Annotated in this window: 19 protein-coding genes and 2 tRNA genes; 14 read left to right on the top strand and 7 right to left on the bottom strand. The window is 31.1% G+C overall.

All coding sequences use genetic code 11. The features are described 5' to 3' along the window. Positions 1 to 1,005, bottom strand: coding sequence for a UDP-N-acetylglucosamine 4,6-dehydratase (inverting) (gene pseB / locus OT390_RS06585; RefSeq protein ID WP_002859335.1), 1,005 nt, complete (start codon positions 1,003 to 1,005; stop codon positions 1 to 3). Positions 1,006 to 1,053: 48 nt separating this feature from the next. After that, positions 1,054 to 1,614, bottom strand: coding sequence for a dCTP deaminase (dcd, locus tag OT390_RS06580; protein ID WP_002859334.1), 561 nt, complete (start codon positions 1,612 to 1,614; stop codon positions 1,054 to 1,056). A 148-nt stretch (positions 1,615 to 1,762) separates the two neighbouring features. Between dcd and accB the strand changes: the two genes are divergently transcribed. Next, positions 1,763 to 2,218 carry an acetyl-CoA carboxylase biotin carboxyl carrier protein gene (accB, locus tag OT390_RS06575; protein ID WP_002853623.1) on the top strand — a complete coding sequence of 152 codons (456 nt, stop codon included), beginning with the start codon at positions 1,763 to 1,765 and terminating at the stop codon, positions 2,216 to 2,218. Between the two features lies 1 nt (position 2,219). Continuing rightward, positions 2,220 to 3,551, top strand: a complete 1,332-nt coding sequence (locus OT390_RS06570; RefSeq protein ID WP_002860484.1) for an acetyl-CoA carboxylase biotin carboxylase subunit — start codon at positions 2,220 to 2,222, stop codon at positions 3,549 to 3,551. Positions 3,552 to 3,587: 36 nt separating this feature from the next. On the opposite strand, the gene salC is transcribed toward OT390_RS06570, so the two are convergent. After that, entirely contained in the window at positions 3,588 to 4,403 is an 816-nt protein-coding gene (gene salC, locus OT390_RS06565) for a peptidylprolyl isomerase SalC (RefSeq protein WP_002859332.1), read from the bottom strand. A 64-nt stretch (positions 4,404 to 4,467) separates the two neighbouring features. On the opposite strand from salC, the gene gltX reads away from it, so the two are divergent. From gltX to OT390_RS06545, 4 genes are read left to right on the top strand one after another with little or no spacing between them, the layout of a single operon-like run. After that, positions 4,468 to 5,859: a glutamate--tRNA ligase gene (gene gltX / locus OT390_RS06560; RefSeq protein WP_002871651.1), complete on the top strand. Its 1,392-nt coding sequence runs from the start codon at positions 4,468 to 4,470 to the stop codon at positions 5,857 to 5,859. A 1-nt stretch (position 5,860) separates the two neighbouring features. Next, positions 5,861 to 7,096 carry a malic enzyme-like NAD(P)-binding protein gene (locus tag OT390_RS06555; protein WP_002859330.1) on the top strand — a complete coding sequence of 412 codons (1,236 nt, stop codon included), beginning with the start codon at positions 5,861 to 5,863 and terminating at the stop codon, positions 7,094 to 7,096. Then, the gene (upp, locus tag OT390_RS06550; protein ID WP_032586747.1) at positions 7,093 to 7,719 is read left to right on the top strand and encodes a uracil phosphoribosyltransferase; all 627 of its coding nucleotides are present in this window, start codon (positions 7,093 to 7,095) and stop codon (positions 7,717 to 7,719) included. Before OT390_RS06555 ends, upp begins: the two co-directional genes overlap by 4 nt. A gap of 5 nt (positions 7,720 to 7,724) precedes the next feature. Continuing rightward, positions 7,725 to 8,396 carry an MqnA/MqnD/SBP family protein gene (locus OT390_RS06545; protein ID WP_002857885.1) on the top strand — a complete coding sequence of 224 codons (672 nt, stop codon included), beginning with the start codon at positions 7,725 to 7,727 and terminating at the stop codon, positions 8,394 to 8,396. On the opposite strand, the gene OT390_RS06540 is transcribed toward OT390_RS06545, so the two are convergent. Next, a complete protein-coding gene (locus OT390_RS06540) occupies positions 8,393 to 9,043 on the bottom strand; it encodes a TrkA family potassium uptake protein (RefSeq protein WP_002853664.1) in 651 nt (216 codons plus the stop codon). The genes OT390_RS06545 and OT390_RS06540 overlap by 4 nt on opposite strands. Before the next feature lie 10 nt (positions 9,044 to 9,053). Then, positions 9,054 to 10,397, bottom strand: a complete 1,344-nt coding sequence (locus OT390_RS06535; protein WP_002859327.1) for a TrkH family potassium uptake protein — start codon at positions 10,395 to 10,397, stop codon at positions 9,054 to 9,056. A gap of 139 nt (positions 10,398 to 10,536) precedes the next feature. Between OT390_RS06535 and OT390_RS06530 the strand changes: the two genes are divergently transcribed. Further along, positions 10,537 to 10,612 (top strand) — tRNA-Phe (locus tag OT390_RS06530). Positions 10,613 to 10,720: 108 nt separating this feature from the next. On the opposite strand, the gene OT390_RS06525 is transcribed toward OT390_RS06530, so the two are convergent. Both OT390_RS06525 and OT390_RS06520 read right to left on the bottom strand, forming a co-directional pair. Continuing rightward, positions 10,721 to 10,797, bottom strand: a tRNA-Ile gene (locus OT390_RS06525). 53 nt (positions 10,798 to 10,850) lie between these two features. Next, positions 10,851 to 11,951 carry an FtsW/RodA/SpoVE family cell cycle protein gene (locus OT390_RS06520; protein ID WP_032586745.1) on the bottom strand — a complete coding sequence of 367 codons (1,101 nt, stop codon included), beginning with the start codon at positions 11,949 to 11,951 and terminating at the stop codon, positions 10,851 to 10,853. A 77-nt stretch (positions 11,952 to 12,028) separates the two neighbouring features. Here OT390_RS06520 and OT390_RS06515 point away from each other — a divergent pair, with 77 nt between their 5' ends. The 7 genes from OT390_RS06515 (at position 12,029) to pyrH (ending at position 18,844) form a co-directional block, all read left to right on the top strand. Beyond that, entirely contained in the window at positions 12,029 to 12,997 is a 969-nt protein-coding gene (locus OT390_RS06515) for an RluA family pseudouridine synthase (RefSeq protein ID WP_002858282.1), read from the top strand. Next, positions 12,942 to 14,177, top strand: a complete 1,236-nt coding sequence (locus OT390_RS06510) for a fibronectin type III domain-containing protein (RefSeq protein ID WP_079463181.1) — start codon at positions 12,942 to 12,944, stop codon at positions 14,175 to 14,177. The genes OT390_RS06515 and OT390_RS06510 overlap by 56 nt, the downstream gene beginning before the upstream one ends. Further along, positions 14,177 to 15,355, top strand: coding sequence for a tRNA (guanosine(46)-N7)-methyltransferase TrmB (gene trmB, locus OT390_RS06505; protein WP_002887891.1), 1,179 nt, complete (start codon positions 14,177 to 14,179; stop codon positions 15,353 to 15,355). The genes OT390_RS06510 and trmB overlap by 1 nt, the downstream gene beginning before the upstream one ends. 69 nt (positions 15,356 to 15,424) lie before the next feature. Beyond that, positions 15,425 to 16,090 (top strand): cell division ATP-binding protein FtsE, encoded by a 666-nt coding sequence (locus OT390_RS06500; RefSeq protein ID WP_002853534.1) that lies wholly within the window; start codon positions 15,425 to 15,427, stop codon positions 16,088 to 16,090. Further along, positions 16,077 to 16,883 (top strand): FtsX-like permease family protein, encoded by an 807-nt coding sequence (locus OT390_RS06495; RefSeq protein ID WP_002853622.1) that lies wholly within the window; start codon positions 16,077 to 16,079, stop codon positions 16,881 to 16,883. The genes OT390_RS06500 and OT390_RS06495 overlap by 14 nt, the downstream gene beginning before the upstream one ends. Further along, positions 16,880 to 18,073, top strand: coding sequence for a murein hydrolase activator EnvC (locus OT390_RS06490; protein WP_032592484.1), 1,194 nt, complete (start codon positions 16,880 to 16,882; stop codon positions 18,071 to 18,073). The genes OT390_RS06495 and OT390_RS06490 overlap by 4 nt, the downstream gene beginning before the upstream one ends. A 51-nt stretch (positions 18,074 to 18,124) precedes the next feature. Then, the gene (pyrH, locus tag OT390_RS06485; RefSeq protein ID WP_002858454.1) at positions 18,125 to 18,844 is read left to right on the top strand and encodes a UMP kinase; all 720 of its coding nucleotides are present in this window, start codon (positions 18,125 to 18,127) and stop codon (positions 18,842 to 18,844) included. The last annotated feature ends 8 nt before the right edge of the window (positions 18,845 to 18,852 follow it).

Raw genomic sequence — 18,852 nt, 5'->3', positions numbered from 1 at the left:
TTAAAAACCTTCGGTGTGATTGATGATTTCTAAAAGTTCTTTTTCGCTTGTCCATAAAGGATTATTATCCGAACTATAAGAAAAACCATCTTTTACCTTTTGTCCTTTTTCGCCTAGGGCATTGATACTAAAGTCATTATCTTTATCTACAAGTTTAATGCTAGGGCTTATGGCATAGTAGTTTTCAAATTCATAGGTTAAATGACTATCATCGCTTGAAATCATGATTTCATGTAGTTTTTCTCCTGCTCTTATGCCTATGATTTTATGGCTTAAATTAGGAGCTAGAGCATGGGCTAGATCGGTGATTTTCATCGAAGGAATTTTAGGGATAAAGATTTCTCCTCCATGCATTCTTTCAAAATTACTCAGTACAAATTTTACTCCATCTTCAAGGCTGATCCAAAAACGAGTCATTCTCGTATCGGTGATAGGAAGTTCTTTAGCTCCTTCGCTGATGAGTTTTTTAAAGAAAGGCACCACTGAACCTCTTGAACCTACAACATTGCCATATCTTGTAACACCAAAGCGTGTTTGCTTGTTACCTGCTATGTTGTTTGCAGCGACAAAAAGCTTATCGCTTGCAAGTTTGGTTGCACCGTATAAATTTACAGGATTGCAAGCCTTATCCGTACTAAGAGCGATACATTTTTTAACCCCATTTTCAAAACAAGCATCTATGACATTTTGCGCGCCGTGGATGTTTGTTTTTATACATTCCATAGGGTTATATTCAGCAATAGGCACATGCTTCATCGCAGCAGCATGTATAACAAAATCCACATCACGCATAGCAGTGCTTAAACGCTCTTTGTCTCTTACATCTCCTATGAAATAACGCATGCAAGAAGCGTTAAAAACGCTTGCCATTTCAAATTGTTTAAGCTCATCACGAGAATAAATGATGATTTTATTAGGTTTGTAATTTTCTAGCAAAACCTTAGTATAGGTTTTTCCAAAAGAGCCTGTTCCGCCTGTGATTAAGATATTTTTTTTGTTAAACATTTTGCCTTCCTTTGCTTAAGTTTTTTAAAATTAAAGCAACAAGTGTTCCTATTTTAAAATTCTTGGCAAGGTTATGCCCGTTTGAGCTTGATACTTGCCTTTTTTATCTTTATAAGTGGTGTCACATTTTTCATCGCCTTGCAAAAACAACACTTGTGCTATGCCTTCATTAGCATAAATTTTTGCAGGTAAAGGCGTAGTATTTGAAATTTCTATAGTAATATGTCCTTCAAAACCTGGTTCAAAAGGGGTAACATTGACGATGATACCACATCTTGCATAAGTGCTTTTGCCAAGACAAATAGCTAAGACATCATCAGGCATTTTAAAATACTCTATAGTTCTAGCTAGGGTAAAAGAATTTGCAGGAACTATACATACATCACCTTCAAAATCTACTACATTTTCTTCTACGAAATTTTTTGGATCCACTACAGTTGAATTAACATTGGTAAAAATTTTAAACTCACGTCCTACGCGTATATCATAACCATAGCTTGAAAGTCCATAGCTTACCACACCTTTTCCTATATTTGCTTCGCAAAATGGTTCGATCATCTTGTGTTCTAATGCCATTTTTCTTATCCAATTATCCGCTTTTAAGCCCATTTTTAACCTTTTTAATATTTGTAATTGTTTGTAAGGATTATAACCTAAAAAATCTATATTTTTTATGATTTTTTTCTTTTTTAAAGTTAAATTTCAAGTTTTTTTATATAATACAAGGTTAAGTTCTTAAATTTTGTAGGAGAATTTTATGACAAAAGAAGAAATTAAAGAGTTAGTAAACCTTTTTGCTGAAGCAAATATTAGTAAAATTAAGATCAAAGAACAAGATGGTTTTGAAATAGAACTTGAAAGAGATATGTGCTGTGATGTTCCAGCTCCTGTTTGTCCTCCAGTTCCAGCTCCACAACCTATCAATGTAAGCGTTGTAAACGAAGCTCAACCTAGTCAAAGTGTAAAATCAAACAAACCAAGTATAAATAGCCCTATGGTAGGAACTTTCTATCAAGCTCCAAGTCCAGGTGCAGCACCTTTTGTAAAAGTAGGTAGTACGGTTAAAAAAGGCGATACTATAGCTATTATCGAAGCGATGAAAATCATGAATGAAATTGAAGCGGAATTTGATTGTAGGATCGCTGAAATTTTAGTTGCTGATGGTCAGCCTGTAGAATTTGGAATGCCTTTATTTGCGGTGGAGAAATTATAAAATGGAAATTAAAAGCATATTAATTGCTAATCGTGGAGAAATAGCACTGCGTGCTTTAAGAACGATTAAAGAAATGGGTAAAAAAGCAATTTGTGTGTACTCTGAAGCAGATAAAGATGCTTTGTATTTAAAATACGCTGATGCAAGCATTTGTATAGGCAAAGCAAGAAGTTCTGAAAGCTATTTAAATATCCCAGCTATTATTACAGCAGCTGAAATTGCTGAAGCAGATGCGATTTTTCCAGGATATGGATTTTTAAGCGAAAATCAAAATTTTGTTGAAATTTGTGCTAAACATAACATTAAATTCATAGGTCCTTCTGTAGAAGCTATGAATTTAATGAGTGATAAATCAAAAGCTAAACAAGTAATGCAAAGAGCAGGCGTACCTGTAATCCCAGGAAGTGATGGAGCTTTAGCCGGAGCTGAAGCAGCTAAAAAACTTGCCAAAGAAATAGGCTATCCTGTGATTTTAAAAGCAGCCGCAGGTGGTGGTGGTCGTGGTATGCGTGTGGTTGAAAATGAAAAAGATCTTGAAAAAGCGTATTGGTCGGCTGAAAGTGAGGCTATGACAGCATTTGGTGATGGAACTATGTATATGGAAAAATACATACAAAATCCACGTCATATAGAAGTGCAGGTTATAGGAGATAGTTTTGGTAATGTGATCCATGTGGGCGAAAGAGATTGTTCTATGCAAAGACGCCATCAAAAACTTATAGAAGAGTCCCCTGCAATTTTACTTGATGAAAAAACACGTACTAGGCTTCATGAAACTGCTGTTAAAGCGGCTAAAGCTATAGGCTATGAAGGTGCGGGAACTTTTGAGTTTTTGGTAGATAAAAATTTGGATTTTTATTTTATAGAAATGAATACGCGTTTGCAAGTTGAACACTGTGTAAGTGAAATGGTAAGTGGGATTGATATCATAGAACAAATGATTAAAGTAGCAGAAGGTTATGCTTTACCATCTCAAGAAAGTATTAAATTAAATGGGCATTCTATAGAATGTAGAATCACAGCCGAAGATTCCAAAACTTTCTTGCCAAGTCCAGGTAAGATTACTAAATACATTCCACCAGCAGGACGCAATGTCAGAATGGAAAGTCATTGTTATCAAGACTATAGCGTGCCTCCTTATTATGATTCTATGATAGGCAAACTTGTAGTTTGGGCAGAAGATCGCAATAAAGCTATTGCAAAAATGAAAGTAGCTTTAGATGAGTTGCTTATAAGTGGGATAAAAACAACCAAAGATTTTCATCTTTCTATGATGGAAAATCCTGATTTTATTAATAATAATTACGATACAAATTATCTTGCAAGACATTAAAATTTCCCTATTAAAGGGAAATTTTAATTGTAATTTTTATCTTAAATATTCTATATTGATTTTAGAGCGGAGTTTATCAAAATAATCCTGTATAAAATTTTGTCTTTGTTCACTTACATAAGCGTTTAAAACTTCATTTTTAACTTGTTCATATTCAGGAGTTTGTGCCCCATCTCTGCTTTTAACTTCATAGAGTTCATAGCCATTTTTTCCATTTAAAACAGGGGAAAAGCCTCCAACAGGAATTTGTGATAAAAGCCCTAAAAGTCTTGGATCGGCATTACTTGTGTTTAAAGATGCATTTTGTGGTTTAAGGATTGTTTTTTTTGTATTTTTGATATTTTCTAAAGTTTGAGGATTGTTTGATAGATAAATATTTGCATTAATTTGTGTATAAAAAGTGAATTTATCTTTATTTTGTTCGAAAAATTTTTTTGCTCCATCATCACTAAAATCAGTTTTTGCCATACTTGCGATTTTTTCATAAAGCTTTCTTTTTTCTAAGTCTTTTTTAAAATTTGCACGAAATTGTTCATAGCTTTGATTTTTGGATTTTAAATTTGCTTTGAAAGCATTTAAAGTCGTTTTGTTTTGAGCAAGCATTTTATTTATAGCATCATCAAGCTCTAGATCATTGACTACAATACCTAGTTGTTTCATTTGTGAAATTTCCATTTTTTCATTGATGAGTACGCCTAAAGCTTTATTTCTATCAATTTTAAGTGCTTTCATAGTTTGATCTATATCATAAGTTGTGATAGGCTCTTTGTCTACAACTACAGCTATAGCATTAATGGTATTTGCACTAGCTAAACTTGCAAAAAATGCAAAACTTAATAAAATTTTTTTCATTTCAAACCTTTATTTAAGTATAAATATCGCATTATATCAATAAAAATTTAAGAAAAGGCAAAAAATGCACGAAAAACTTACAACGCGTTTTGCTCCAAGCCCAACAGGGTATTTGCACATAGGTGGACTTAGAACAGCTCTTTATAATTATTTATACGCTAGAAAAAATGGTGGAAATTTTTTACTTCGTATCGAAGATACGGATTTAAAAAGAAATTCCAAAGAAGCTACTAAAGCAATTATCGAAGCTTTTAAATGGTGCGGTTTAGAACATGATGGAGAAGTAACTTACCAATCAGAGCGTTTTGATCTTTATAAAGAATATGTTAAAAAGCTTTTAGATGAAGGCAAGGCGTATTATTGTTATATGAGTAAAGAAGAATTAGAAGAATTGCGCGCCAAGCAAGAAGCTGCCAAAGAGCGCCCAAGATATGATGGAAGATATAGAGAATTTACAGGCACGCCACCTCAGGGTATAGAGCCTGTTGTGCGTATTAAAGCACCTCAAAGCGGTGAGATTGTTTTTGAAGATGGGGTTAAAGGCGAGGTGAGATTTAAAGCAGAGGATATAATGGATGATTTTATCATTGCAAGAAGTGATGGAACTCCAACTTATAATTTTACTGTTGTTATTGATGATGCTTTAATGGGGGTAAGTGATGTGATTCGCGGAGATGATCATCTTTCAAATACTCCTAAACAAATTGTGCTTTATGAGGCATTGGGTTTTAAAATTCCTAAATTTTTTCATGTGGCTATGATACATGGAGAAGATGGTAAAAAGCTTTCAAAAAGACATGGGGCAACTGATGTTATGGAATACAAAGAAATGGGAATTTTACCTCAAGCTTTGCTTAATTTTCTTGTGCGTTTAGGTTGGAGCCATGGTGATGATGAGGTTTTTTCATTAGAAGATTTGAAAAAACTTTTTGATCCTTATCATATTAATAAAAGCGCATCTTGTTATAATGCTAAAAAGCTTGAATGGCTTAACGCTCATTATATTAAAACTTTGCCTTTTGAAGAGATTAACCGTCAGCTTAAGGATCTTGGCTTTGATTTATCTGTTTATGAAAAGGCAGGATTTTTACTTGATTTATTAAGAGAGCGTGCAAAAACCTTGCATGATATTATCAATGGTGCAAAAAGTATAGTTAATGCGCCGCAAAATTATGATGAAAATGCAGTACAAAAATTTATTAACAAAAATAATTTAGAATTGCTCCAAGCATTTGCTAATACACTTAAAGATCAAAAAACAGGTAAAGATTTTGAAGATTTTACAAATGATTTTTTAGAAAAAAAAGAAGCAAAGTTAAAAGATTTGGCTCAGCCTATACGCATAGCTTTAACAGGGAGTGCGGTAAGTCCTAGTATTTTTGAAGTATTAGAATTTTTAGAGGTTGATGAGTGTAAAAAAAGAATAGAAAATTTTTTAAAAGTTAGAGGAAAATAAAATGAATTTAAAAGAAGAAGCTTTAAAATACCATTTAGGTGGGAAAATTGATATTGTACCAAGTAAGCCAATGGCTACAAGCCATGATCTATCTTTGGCGTATAGCCCAGGAGTTGCAGAACCTTGCCTTGAAATCGCTAAAGATAATGAGCTTGCTTATACTTATACAAATAAGGCTAATTTAGTAGCTATAGTTAGTGATGGTTCTGCTGTTTTAGGACTTGGAAACATAGGAGCACAGGCTTCAAAACCTGTTATGGAAGGTAAGGCTTGTTTGTTTAAAAAATTTGCAAATGTCAATGCTTATGATATAGAAATTGATGTTCATAGTATAGAAGAGATTGTAAATTTTTGCAAGTCTTTGGCTCCAACTGTGGGCGGGATCAATTTAGAAGATATTGCTGCGCCAAAATGTTTTGAAATTGAAGCGGCTTTGCAAGATTTAGGAATTCCTGTAATGCATGATGATCAACATGGAACGGCTATTATTTCAACTGCGGGACTTATGAATGCTATGGAAATAAGTGGTAAAAAATTTAAAGACATTAAGGTGGTTGTAAGTGGCGCAGGTGCTGCAGGTATAGCAAGTGCTAAAATGTATAGAAATTTAGGGGTCGAAAATATTATTTTAGTAGATAGCAAAGGAGTGATTTCTAAAGATAGAAATGATTTAACTCCTCAAAAGCTTGAATTTGCTGTTGATTCTAAGGAAAAGACTTTAAAAGAAGTTTTAAAAGGAGCTGATGTTTTCCTAGGACTTAGTGCACCAAAAATTCTTGATGATGAAATGGTTTTAAGCATGGCAAAAGATCCTGTGATTTTTGCTTTGGCAAATCCTATTCCTGAAGTGATGCCTGAAGATGTAGCTAGACTTAGAAAAGATGCGATTGTAGGAACAGGAAGAAGTGATTATCCAAATCAAATCAATAATGTTTTAGGTTTTCCTTTTATTTTCCGTGGGGCTTTAGATGTGCGTGCAAGTAAAATCACTGAAAATATGAAAGTAGCGGCTGCTAAAGCATTAGCAGATCTTGCAAAACTTCCTGTAAGCGATGCGGTTAAAAAAGCTTATAATTTAAGCACTTTAGAATTTGGAAGAGATTATGTTATACCAAAACCTTTTGATGAAAGAGTAAAAGCTGCAGTAAGTACAGCTGTAGCAGCAGCTGCGGTAAAAGATGGTGTGGCTAAGGTGAAAAATTTTGATGAGAAAGCTTATTTTGAAAGCTTAAAATGAAAAATATTCATTGTATCAATCATCCATTGATCGAACATAAATTAGGAATTTTAAGGGCTAAAGAGACAAAGCCCTTTCAATTTCGTATGTTAATCGATGAAATTTCATCTTTTTTGCTTTTTGAAGCGAGTAAAGATTTTTCTTTAAAAGAAATTGAAATTTCAACACCTATACAAAAAACTACAGTAAAAAAACTTGATGAAAAGATTATGATTTGTCCTATTTTAAGGGCTGCATTAGGAATGCTTGAAAGTGTTTTTAAGATGATTCCTGATGCAAGTGTTGGGTTTTTGGGGTTTGTGAGAAATGAAGAAACTTTAAAGGCGGATTTTTATTTTCAAAAACTTCCCAAAGATGCAAAAAAACGCACTGCTATTGTTATAGATCCTATGTTTGCTACAGGTGGGACTGCTATAGAGGCTTGTAATTTTTTAAAAAGCCAAGGAGTTAAAAGAATAAAATTTATATCCATACTTGCTGCTCCACAAGGTTTGAAAAAATTTAGCCAAATGCATGATGATGTAGAAGTTTTTGTGGCTTGTATTGATGAAGGTTTAAATGAAAAAGGTTATATTATCCCAGGGCTTGGAGATGCAGGAGATAGAGTGTTTAACACTCTTTAAAAGAGATGATTTTTGGAAAAATTGATTATATTAATCTTTTACCTTTACATATATATCTTAAGAAATATCCCCTACCTAATGGTTATAAAGCAAGTATGGAGTATAAAAAAGGAGTTCCAAGTAAGCTAAATAAAGATTTATTTTATAGAAGAATTGATGCAGCTATCATTTCAAGCATAGAAAGTGCTAGAAAAAAATATAAAAATTTAGATTTGGGTATTTGTGCTAATAAAAGAGTTTTAAGTGTATTAGTAGAAAAAAATACATCAAATGCCAAAGATCCAAGTTCAGCAACTTCAAACGCTCTGGCTAAAGTATTAAAACAAGATGGAAAAGTAATTATAGGTGATAAGGCTTTAAAGCTTTATCTAAAAGATCCTTCTAAATATATCGATTTATGTGCAAAATGGCACGAAAAAACAGGATTGCCTTTTGTTTTTGCTAGATTTTCTTGTGTGCAAAAAAAAGCTTTATATAAACAAATTTTGAAAAAATTTCCAAAAACAAAGATTAAAATTCCTTATTATATACTGCAAAATTATGCCAAAACAAGGGATTTAGATATAAAAGATGTTAGATATTATTTAGATGAAGTTATATATCATAAAATTTCTACCAAAGAAAAAACAGCCTTAAAGCGTTTTGTAAAGGCTTGTAAGGCTTTAAATCTTGCTTAGTGTTCAAATTCTCTAAGTTCTTTAACTGTTCCAAGGAGTATTACGACATCTCCACTATAAACTGTCGTGGTTTCTAAATCAGGTAGTATTTCCCAGTCACTATTTAATTTTTTATAAGAAATCACTTTCATATTTTGTGCTACATGTTTTAAAGAATTTCCTGCTAATTTTTCATCTATATTGATCTTAATAGCTCGTATAGTATTTGCTGAAAGATCAAAAACTTCATAATCAGCATCTTTAGTTAAAAATTCTTTTACTAGTCTTTTAGCACTTTCTTTTTCAGGATAAATAACCTTTGTTGCACCTAACTTAGAAAGAATTTGACCATGGATATTAGAGGTTGCTTTAGCAATGATATTTTTAACACCTATATCTTTAAGCGCCATAAGAGTAAGGATTGATTTTTCAACATTTTCTCCTATGCTAACAATAACAACTTCAACATCATGAAAGCCTGCTTCTTTTAGGGCTGAAATATTTGTAGAATCTAAAATATAAGCATAACTTGGAGGATTTTGTATACTTTTTAAAGCTTCCTCATCTTTATCCGCAACGATAACAGTATGACCTCCAGCAATGAGTTCATCTGCTACAACTGATCCAAATTTTCCAAGTCCTATGATTCCATAATTAAGATTTTTCACGATTTTACCTTTATAAATTAACCTTTCCTTCAGGGAATTTTAAATGAATAGCTTTGTCTTGTTTGAATACCGAGAGTAAAAAAGCAAAAACACCTATCCTACCACTTAGCATCATAATGATGATAATCACCTTGCTAGGATCACTAAACAAAGCGCATAAAGATAAAGTTCCACCATTTCCTACTGAAATTCCTACGGTTGCAAAAGCCGAAGAAGTTTCAAAAAGCAAGGCTATAAAATCAAATTTTGACTCTAGCAAGGAAAGCAAAATAACAGCTATTACTATATAAACAGCTGAACCTACAGCTATAATAAAAGCTTTAGATATAGTTTCTCTTGGAATTTCATGTCCAAAAATTCTAACTCTTCCATCGCGGATACTCCAATAAGCATAGAGCAATAAAACCATTACAGTTGTTACTTTCATACCCCCAGCTGTTCCACCTGGTGCACCACCAATAACCATAAACAATGATCCAAAAAATAAGCTTGCATCATGCAAATGTCCCATATCTAAGGTATTAAATCCTGCTGTGCGGTAATTAATAGCGATAAAATATGAGCTTAAAATTTTATCAAAAAATGAAAAATGTCCTATAGTTTGAGGATTCGAGTATTCAAAAGCAAAAATAATAAGCGTTGAAGAGAAAATAAGAAAAATACTTGCAACAACAACCATTTTTGTATGTAGGCTTAAATTTTGCAATTTTTTTCTTTGAAAAAAGTATAATTCAACCAAAACAAAATATCCAAGCCCTCCAATAATAATCAAAGAAGTGATAATAAGATTAATTGCTATATCATGTTTATAAGCTATAAGTCCATGTTCAAATATAGTAAATCCAGAATTATTAAAAGCGCTAATAGAATGAAAAATTCCAAACCATAAAGCTTTCTTAAAATTCATTTCAAGGGTAAAACGCATGGCAAGAAGTATAGCACCTATCAATTCTATAGTAAAAATGAACAGCAAAACCTTTTTAAAAAATTTAAATAAACCATCCATTGATGGATAAAATAAAGACTCTTTTAGTAAATTTCTTGCACTAAAACCAACTTTTTTGCGTATGAGTATATAAACAAATAAACCTATACCCATATATCCCAAGCCTCCAATTTGCACCAAAGCTAAGATAATAATTTGTCCTGCTAAGGTAAAATCAACCGCAGTGTTCTTAACTACTAATCCTGTCATACTAACAGCAGATGTGCTTGTAAAAAAGGCATCTAAAAAATCAATAGGAGTTGTATGTGCCCAGCTTGAATGTAGCAATAAAGCCCCAAACAATGCAATAATAATATAACCAGCTAGTAAAATTTTAAAAGTTCGTCTATCTAGTCCAAATTGTTTCAAAAAATTTCCATTTGATAATGATCTAAAGCGGGTATTCTATCTTATTAAAACTTTAAGGGAAATAAAATTTTATTTTTGTATTTAAACTTAAATTAAAGAAAAAAAGATACAATTACATTTTTAATTTATCAAACATTGTGGTTGGATAGCTCAGTCGGTAGAGCAGCAGACTGAAAATCTGCGTGTCGGCAGTTCGATTCTGCCTCTAACCACCACTTTATCTTTCAAAAAATCACATCACATACTTTTTTTATATAAGATTGAAATATTTAAAGAACTAAAAGTTATTTTTTAAAGAAAGAGTCTATAGCTTATATGTAGAATGGTGGATTTAGCAGGACTCGAACCTGCGACCAACCGGTTATGAGCCGGTTGCTCTAACCAACTGAGCTATAAATCCGCCTAAGTTGAATTAAAAGATAAAATTATATCTTATTAATGCTTAAAAATATTTTATTTAGCCTTTATATCCGTCCAAAAATATCTAAAAGTGATTAAATGCTGTAAAATTCCAAAAAAAATCATAAAAATAGTAAAAGAACTTCCACCATAACTAAAAAAAGGCAAAGGGATTCCAACTACTGGTGCAAAACCTATAGTCATTGAGATATTTACTGCCGCGTAAATAAAAATAAATAATGCAACGCAATTAATAGCAACTCTAGCAAAATAATCATCTTTAAGTTTATAATTTAAACTAAGTAGATGAAAAATAAGTAAAATATAAAATATAATTAATGTCAATCCCCCAATAAATCCAAATCTTTCTATCATGTAAGCGAAGATAAAATCGCTAGTTGAAATAGGTAAAAATTTAAAATGAGTTTGTGTAGCTTCATCTTGAGATTTTCCAGTTAAACCACCATTTCCAATAGCTATCATTGATTGGGTTACTTGATAACTTGGTTTTTCTGAAATAAAATCATGAATTCTTTGCTTTTGGTAGGGCTTTAAAAGATGTGTATAAATAATAGGAGAGCTAACGCTTATAGCTATAACAATACTTAACCAAATTTTATAATGAACTCCCATGATAAAAAGCACTCCAAAACCAACAAGTAGTAAAACCATAGCACTTCCTAAATCAGGTTCTTTTGCAATTAGCAAAAAAGGTAAGATGATATAAAAGCTAAGTTTGATGAATTGTTTAAGCTTGTATCCATTTTTTGGAGGAGGATTTTGATAAATAAGATAAGCAAGCATTAAAATAAAACTAGGTTTAAAAATTTCAGAAGGTTGTATAGTAAAGTGAGTGAAAGGAATTTCAAGCCATCTTTTAGCACCTAATTTTTCAATCCCAAAAATATCTACGCTTAGCAATAAAAAAATATTAATCCAATAAGCAACAGGAATAATCCAAATAAATTTCCTTATGGGGAAGAAGAAAAAAACTATAAAAGCAAACAATCCCACACAGGCATAAACAAACTGTTTTTCTGCTAAAAAAGGATTAGCTTCAAAGATCAAGAAAAATGAAATAAGAATTATGGGTAAAAATAAAATGGGTTGCATATAGTCAAAATGAGTTAAAATTCTTCTATCTAATCTAAACAAAATTTGCCTTCAGTTGGTAATATAAAGCTATAATTATAAACTAAAATTTTAAATTTATCAAAACCTCTAAGGAAAAAATGCAAACTTTTTTAGTAGATGAAAATTCAAGGCTTGATGTATTTTTGGCTAAAAAATTAAACCAAAGTCGCAATCAAGTTGCTTTACTTATAGAAAAAGATTGTGTACAGGTTAATGATAAAATTCAAGATAAAAATTCATTTAAGCTTAAAAATGGTGATATTATTTCTATTGCAAGTTTAAAGCTTTGCAATGAGATAAAACCTCAGTTTGAAGTGGATTTTGATATTGATGTGTTATACGAAGATGAAGACTTGCTTGTTTTAAATAAACCTTCAAATTTAGTCGTTCATGGAGCAAGTAGCGTTAAAAATGCCACTTTGGTGGATTGGTTAATAGAAAAAAAATATACTTTATCAAATTTAGGAGGAGAGATAAGAGCTGGTCTTGTCCATAGATTAGATAAAGATACAAGCGGAGCTATACTAATAGCGAAAAATAATTTCACCCATCAAAAATTAAGTGAACAGCTTGCAGATAAAAGCATGGGAAGAATTTACCTTGCGTTAATTGATTTGCCACTAAAAGAAGATAAAATTATAGTAGAAAAATTTTTAATGCGTTCGCCTTCTAATGCTATTAAAAAAATAGCCATAGATAAGGAAAATAAATTCAGTAAAAACGCAAAATCAGCTTTTATAAATGTAGTAAAAACTGAAAATTTAACTTTGATGGCTGCTAAGCTTTTTACAGGAAGAACTCATCAAATTAGAGCGCATTTGGCTAGTTTAAATCGCTATATTTTAGGTGATAGTTTGTATGGTTATAAGGGTAAGTATGATTGTAGAATAATGTTACATGCTTATTTTTTGTATTTTATCCATCCAAAAACCAAAGAACAAATTTTTGTTAAAGCACCTTTGATGGAAGATTTTAAAAATATTATGTTTGAACAAATTAATTTAGGAGAGAATGATGAAAAGATTTCGCTTGAGTTTTTACTCGAGTTTTTTAACTCTTTTGCTTAGCGCTTGTAGTGTTTCGCAAATGAATTCGCTAGCTTCAAGTAAAGAGCCTGCTGTAAATGAAAGCTTGCCAAAGGTTGAAAGTTTAAAAAGTCTTAGTGATATGAGTAATATTGCTTTTGAATGGGAGCCTTTATATAATGAAAATATTAAAGGATTTTATTTGTATCGTTCTAGTGATGAAAATCCTGATTTTAAACTTGTAGGCACTATTAAAGATAAGTTTCAAACCCATTATGTAGATACTAAATTAGAGCCTGGTACTAAGTATCGTTATATGATGAAAAGCTTTAATGAGCAAGGACAAATTTCAGAAGATGGCAAGGTTATAGAAGTGAGCACAGCTCCAAGACTTGAAGCTGTTCCTTTTGTTCAAGCTGTGACTAATTTGCCTAATCGTATTAAACTTATTTGGCGTCCGCATTCTGATTTTAGGGTTGATTCTTATATTATTGAAAGAACCAAAGGTGATGATAAAGAATTTAAAAAAATTGCAGAAGTAAAAAATCGTTTAAACGCTGAATACATCGATAGTGATTTAAAACCTAATGAAAATTCAAGTTATAGAATTATTGCTGTGAGTTTTAATGGGATAAAGAGTGAGCCAAGTCAAGTTGTAAGTTCTACAAGCAAGGCTTTACCTCCTCAAGTTGAGCATTTAAGTGCTAGTACAGATGGTTCTAATAAAATCATTTTAACTTGGGATGCTCCTACGTATGAAGATTTTTCTTATTATAAAGTTTATTCTACGAGCTCAAGTTTCCTTCCTTTTAATGTTTTGGCAAAGACTGATAAAAATTCTTATGAGGATATAGTAGAAGGAGCAGGTAAAAGCAAGTATTATAAAGTAACAATGGTCGATAAAGATGGTCTTGAAAGTCCTATGCCAAAAGATGGTGTAGAAGGTAAAACTTTAGGCAACCCTTTGGCTCCTAGTATTATTTTGACCCAAAGCACAAGTGAAGGGATAAATTTAGAATGGAGTGATAATGATACTAGAGCTGTTGAGTATGAAATAAGACGCTATGGTGGGGAGCAAAATGCAGTTTTTAAAGGCATTAAAGAAAAGCGATTAAAAGATGTAAAAGCTTTACCAGGGGTGGAATATAGTTATGAAGTTATTGCTATTGATTCAGCTGGACTTCGTTCAGAACCTTCAAGCAAAGTTAAGGCGGCTCAGTAGTGCCAAATTTTAAAAGTAAAAAGATCAAAGAAATAAATCTGCCTTATAGTAAGGATGATGTTGAATTTCTTTGGCTTGCTAAGAATGATAATGTTAGTCTTATTTATACAAAGGTTCAAGAAGAGAGTTTTTTTCTGCAGATTAAAAAAGCACAAAATGATTTTGTGATTAAAGGCGACAAACATACAAAACCTTCTAAAATAGGTTATTTGCAAAAGGCTTTAAAAATCTTTAAAGAAGGTTTTTGTGAGGATATTATCAATGAAGCTTTTGGACTTAAAAACAATGCTTTAATTGAAAAAACACCATTTATCGTTGATAATTTTGATGAGCTTTTGTCTAAGCTTCAAGGTAAAATTTATATAGAAATAGGCTTTGGATCAGGAAGACATTTGCTTTATCAAGCAAAAGAAAATCCAAATGTTTTAATTTTAGGGGTGGAAATTTACAACCCAGCTTTAACTCAAGTGGCTAAACTTGCTAAAGCACAAAATGTAAATAATATTTTGCTAATCCAAAGTGATGCGAGATTGTTATTGAGTGTATTAAAATCAAAATCAGTTGAAAAGATTTTTCTACATTTTCCTGTTCCTTGGGACAAAAAGCCTCATAGGCGAGTTATTGGGAAAGATTTTTGCAAAGAATGTGCTAGGGTTTTAACCCAAAATGGTCGTTTTGAACTTAGAACAGATAGTTTTGAGTATTTTAATTTTACTCTAGAACAATTTTTGACTTTTCCTGTTCCAAAATTTAGTCTTAGAAAAAATGAAAATTTAGAAATTTCAAGCAAATATGAAGATAGATGGAAAAAGCAAGAAAAAAATATATATGATCTTTGGGTGTGGAATTTTAATCAAGAGTGTAGAAACTATGAGTTAAATGAATTTAATCTCTCATCGGTTGAATTTTCTAAAGAAGATTTGAAAAAAATAGAGCAGAACTTTAAAAATATTACTATAAAAAAAGATGATTTTTTCTTGCATTTTGAAAGCATCTACAAACAAGATGAGAATTTGCTTTTAAAGGTTGCTTTTGGAGCTTTTAATAAGCCTGAACATTGTTATTTACATCTTGATAAAACGATCGATTTTGCTTTTAAAGAACCATTTAAAATTCAAGAAAATATTAAAGCGATAAATGAATTAAAAGAAATTTTAAAAGTTCAGTTTAAAATATAATTTTTCTTGAAAATTAAGCAAAAATAAAGCATAATTTAAAAATTTAAAAAGGGAAATTAAGGAAAAAGGATGCCTAATTTAATCCAAGCAAATAAACTTACTTTAGGTTATGATGAATTAGTTATTAAAGAAGCAAGTTTTGCTTTTAAGGATGATGATTTTGTTTTTATTACGGGTAAAAGTGGGAGTGGTAAGAGTACGCTTTTAAAGTCTTTTTATGGAGATTTAGAACCTATTTCTGGTAAACTTGAAGTATGTGGATCTTTGATGAATAAAATTGGAAATTTAGAACTTTTAAAATTGCGTCAAAGAATAGGGATTATTTTTCAAGATTATAAACTTGTACAAGAATATAGTGTTGAAAAAAATGTTATGTTGCCTTTAATGATTAAAGGTTATAGCAAAAAAGTATGCCATGATCAAGCTACTAAGCTTTTAAAGCATGTAAATTTAACTTTTAAAGCAGATAAATTGCCTAATCAACTTAGCGGTGGTGAGCAACAACGCGTCGCTATGGCTAGGGCTTTAGCTCATAATCCAAAGCTTTTGCTTTGCGATGAGCCAACGGGAAATTTGGACGAGTATTCTTCTGATATTATATGGACTCTTTTAAAGTCTGCTAGAGAGCTTTTAGGAACTTGTGTTATAGTGGTAACACATAGAATTCCTAGTAATTTAAGAGTGGATTATCGTCGTTTTAATATAGAAAATGGAAAAATGAATGAAATTTTTTAAAACACATTTATCTTTAATTTTACCTTTACTTTTTATGATGTTTGCTTTTGAATTTATTTTGATTACAAATGCAACTTTAAAGCATTATGAAGAACTTGTTAATAAAGATTATAATATTATAGTTGTCAGCAAAACTGAACTTGATCAGAATGTAGTAAAAACAAAAGTACCATTTTTTGCTGGACTTGAATCTTTAGATCCTAAGGATTTAATTGATCGTTTGAAAAATGATGTTTCTGAAAAGAATTTGAAAGTTTTAAAAGATTCTCTGCCAAAATTTTATACTTTAAAATTAAATTCTTTACCCGATCAAAATGAACTAAATTCGATTAAAAATCAACTTTTAAATATTGTAGGTGTTAGTAAGGTTGAAACTTTTTCCAAAACCCATGATAAGATATACTCTTTGCTTATTTTGATGAAATTTGTTTTTTGGTTATTTTTGTTTATCATTATTTTACTTGCCTTTGTTTTGTTTTTAAAACAGATGAGAATTTGGCTTTATGAACATACCGATCGTATTGAAATTATGTGTTTATTTGGAGCTCCGTTTTGGTTTAGATCTTTTATGCTTTATAAGGTGGTTGTGGTTGATTGTTTTATTGCTTTTGTTATTTTACTTGCCTTTTTTACCCAAATTTTTGATCTTTCTATTATCCAAGAAAGTTTAAAGGCTGTAGATATTATTTTTCCACCTATTAATTTTATTTTACATTTGACTTTAATTTTTTTAGCTACTTTGTTTATTTGCTTGTTGTGTGTAAATACGGTTATGTTTAAGGTTAAAAGATGAGAAAAAATATTCTTATCTTTTTTTGTTTTTTTTTGTTTGTTGATATAAGTTTAGCAAACGCTATAAATGAAAAAACAAAAAGTTTAGAAGAAAATAAACGCATACAAGAACAGTTAAATAAAAAACTTGAAGATTTGGCTAGCGATATTTTAAATGGTGAAAAAAGTTTGAAAGATCTAAGTTTGCAAATTGAAAGCTTAAATTCACAAACTTCTAAGCTTGAAGCAAGTGCTAAGGCTCAAAATCAAGAGTTAAACACCCTTACAAGCCAAAATGAAGATTTGCTTAAAAGTAAATCAAATATGGAAAGTAAGCTTATATCTTTGATGGCTAAAGATTTTGCCTATGATTTACCTATTCCTCAAGGCTATATCGAAAGTGAAGAAAGTTTTGTGGCTTTTGAAATTTTAGGGAGTTTAAACAAAGTTTTAAATGAAGAAATTTTTAAAATTTCTAAAGATTATGAGGGAGTAAGCAGACTTATTGATGATAAACAAGCTCAGATTAAGAAAATCAATGATAGTCTTAAGGATTACAACGCTCAATTAGTCAAGCTTCAAAGTTTAAAACAAAAACAAATTAGCGAAATTAATAAACAAAAAACAGATCGAACCATATATGCAAAAAAACTCGATGACTTACAAGCTCAGCAAGAAGAGCTTAGAAAAACATTAAATCAATTAAAAATTATTAATAATAAAGAAGGTGCAAATTTAAACAAAAATGATACTAAAATAGTAAAAAATAATCAAAAAATAAGACAATTAGGTTCAAGCTATCAAGGAAGTTCAGTCAAGCGTTACACAGGAAAAAAAACCATAGCTCCATTGGATTCTTTTACTGTGAAGCAAAAATTTGGAAATTATGTTGATCCTGTTTACAATCTTAAAATTTTTAACGAGAATGTAGTTTTAAGAAGCAATAAAAGCGATGCAGTTGTTAAAAATGTGCTAGATGGAAAAATAGTTTTTGCTAAAGATACTAGTATGCTAGCTCGAGTTGTTATTGTTGAACATGATAATGGCATACATACAATATACGCACATTTAGATAAGATTGCTCCTAATATTAAAGTTGGTAAGAATATTAAAAAAGGTGCCGTAGTGGGTAGAATAAAAAATGATCTTACTTTTGAAGTAACTCAAAAAAATTTTCATATCAATCCTTTGGAACTCATTAGCTTAAATTAGCTAAATTTAATGGAATTTAAAATATAATTTCAAGTTAAATAAGGAGAAATAATGCAAGAGAGAAAAAGAGTTTTAGTAAAATTTTCAGGAGAGGCTTTAGCAGGTGAAAATGGCTTTGGTATAGAAAATTCTATTTTAAAATTCATAGCTTCAGAGATTAAAGAACTTATAAAAAATCAAATAGAAGTAGGCATAGTTATAGGCGGTGGTAATATTATTCGCGGAGTAAGTGCTGCTAAGGGCGGATTGATTAAAAGGACAAGTGGAGATCATATGGGGATGCTTGCTACGGTTATCAATGCTATTGCTATACAAGAAGCTTTGGAAAGCTCTGGACTTGAAGTTAGGGTTCAAAGCGCCATTCAGATGGAAGCATTTTGTGAAACTTATATTATGAGAAGAGCGCAAAGACACTTAGAAAAGGGTCGTGTTGTGGTTTTTGCTGCAGGTACTGGAAACCCTTATTTTACTACGGATACAACAGCTATTTTAAGAGCTGTGGAAATTGATGCAGATATGGTAATAAAAGCTACAAAAGTTAATGGAGTTTATGATAAAGATCCAAAACAATTTGATGATGCAGTATTTTTAAATACTTTGAGTTATGATGAGGCTATGCAAGATAATATTAAAGTGATGGATGATACAGCTATAGCTTTAGCTAAAGATAACAAACTTCCTATTGTGGTTTGTAATATGTTTGAAGAGGGTAATTTACTTAAAATCATACAAGGTGATACTAGCCTTTGTTCAACCGTTAAAAATAATTAAGGAGAAAA

It is taken from the genome of Campylobacter sp. CFSAN122748 (assembly GCF_045277125.1).
GTDB classification, from domain to species: Bacteria; Campylobacterota; Campylobacteria; order Campylobacterales; family Campylobacteraceae; genus Campylobacter_D; species Campylobacter_D jejuni.
The sequence above is the reverse complement of the archived record's forward strand: the minus strand, read 5'-3'. Positions and strand labels throughout refer to the sequence as shown.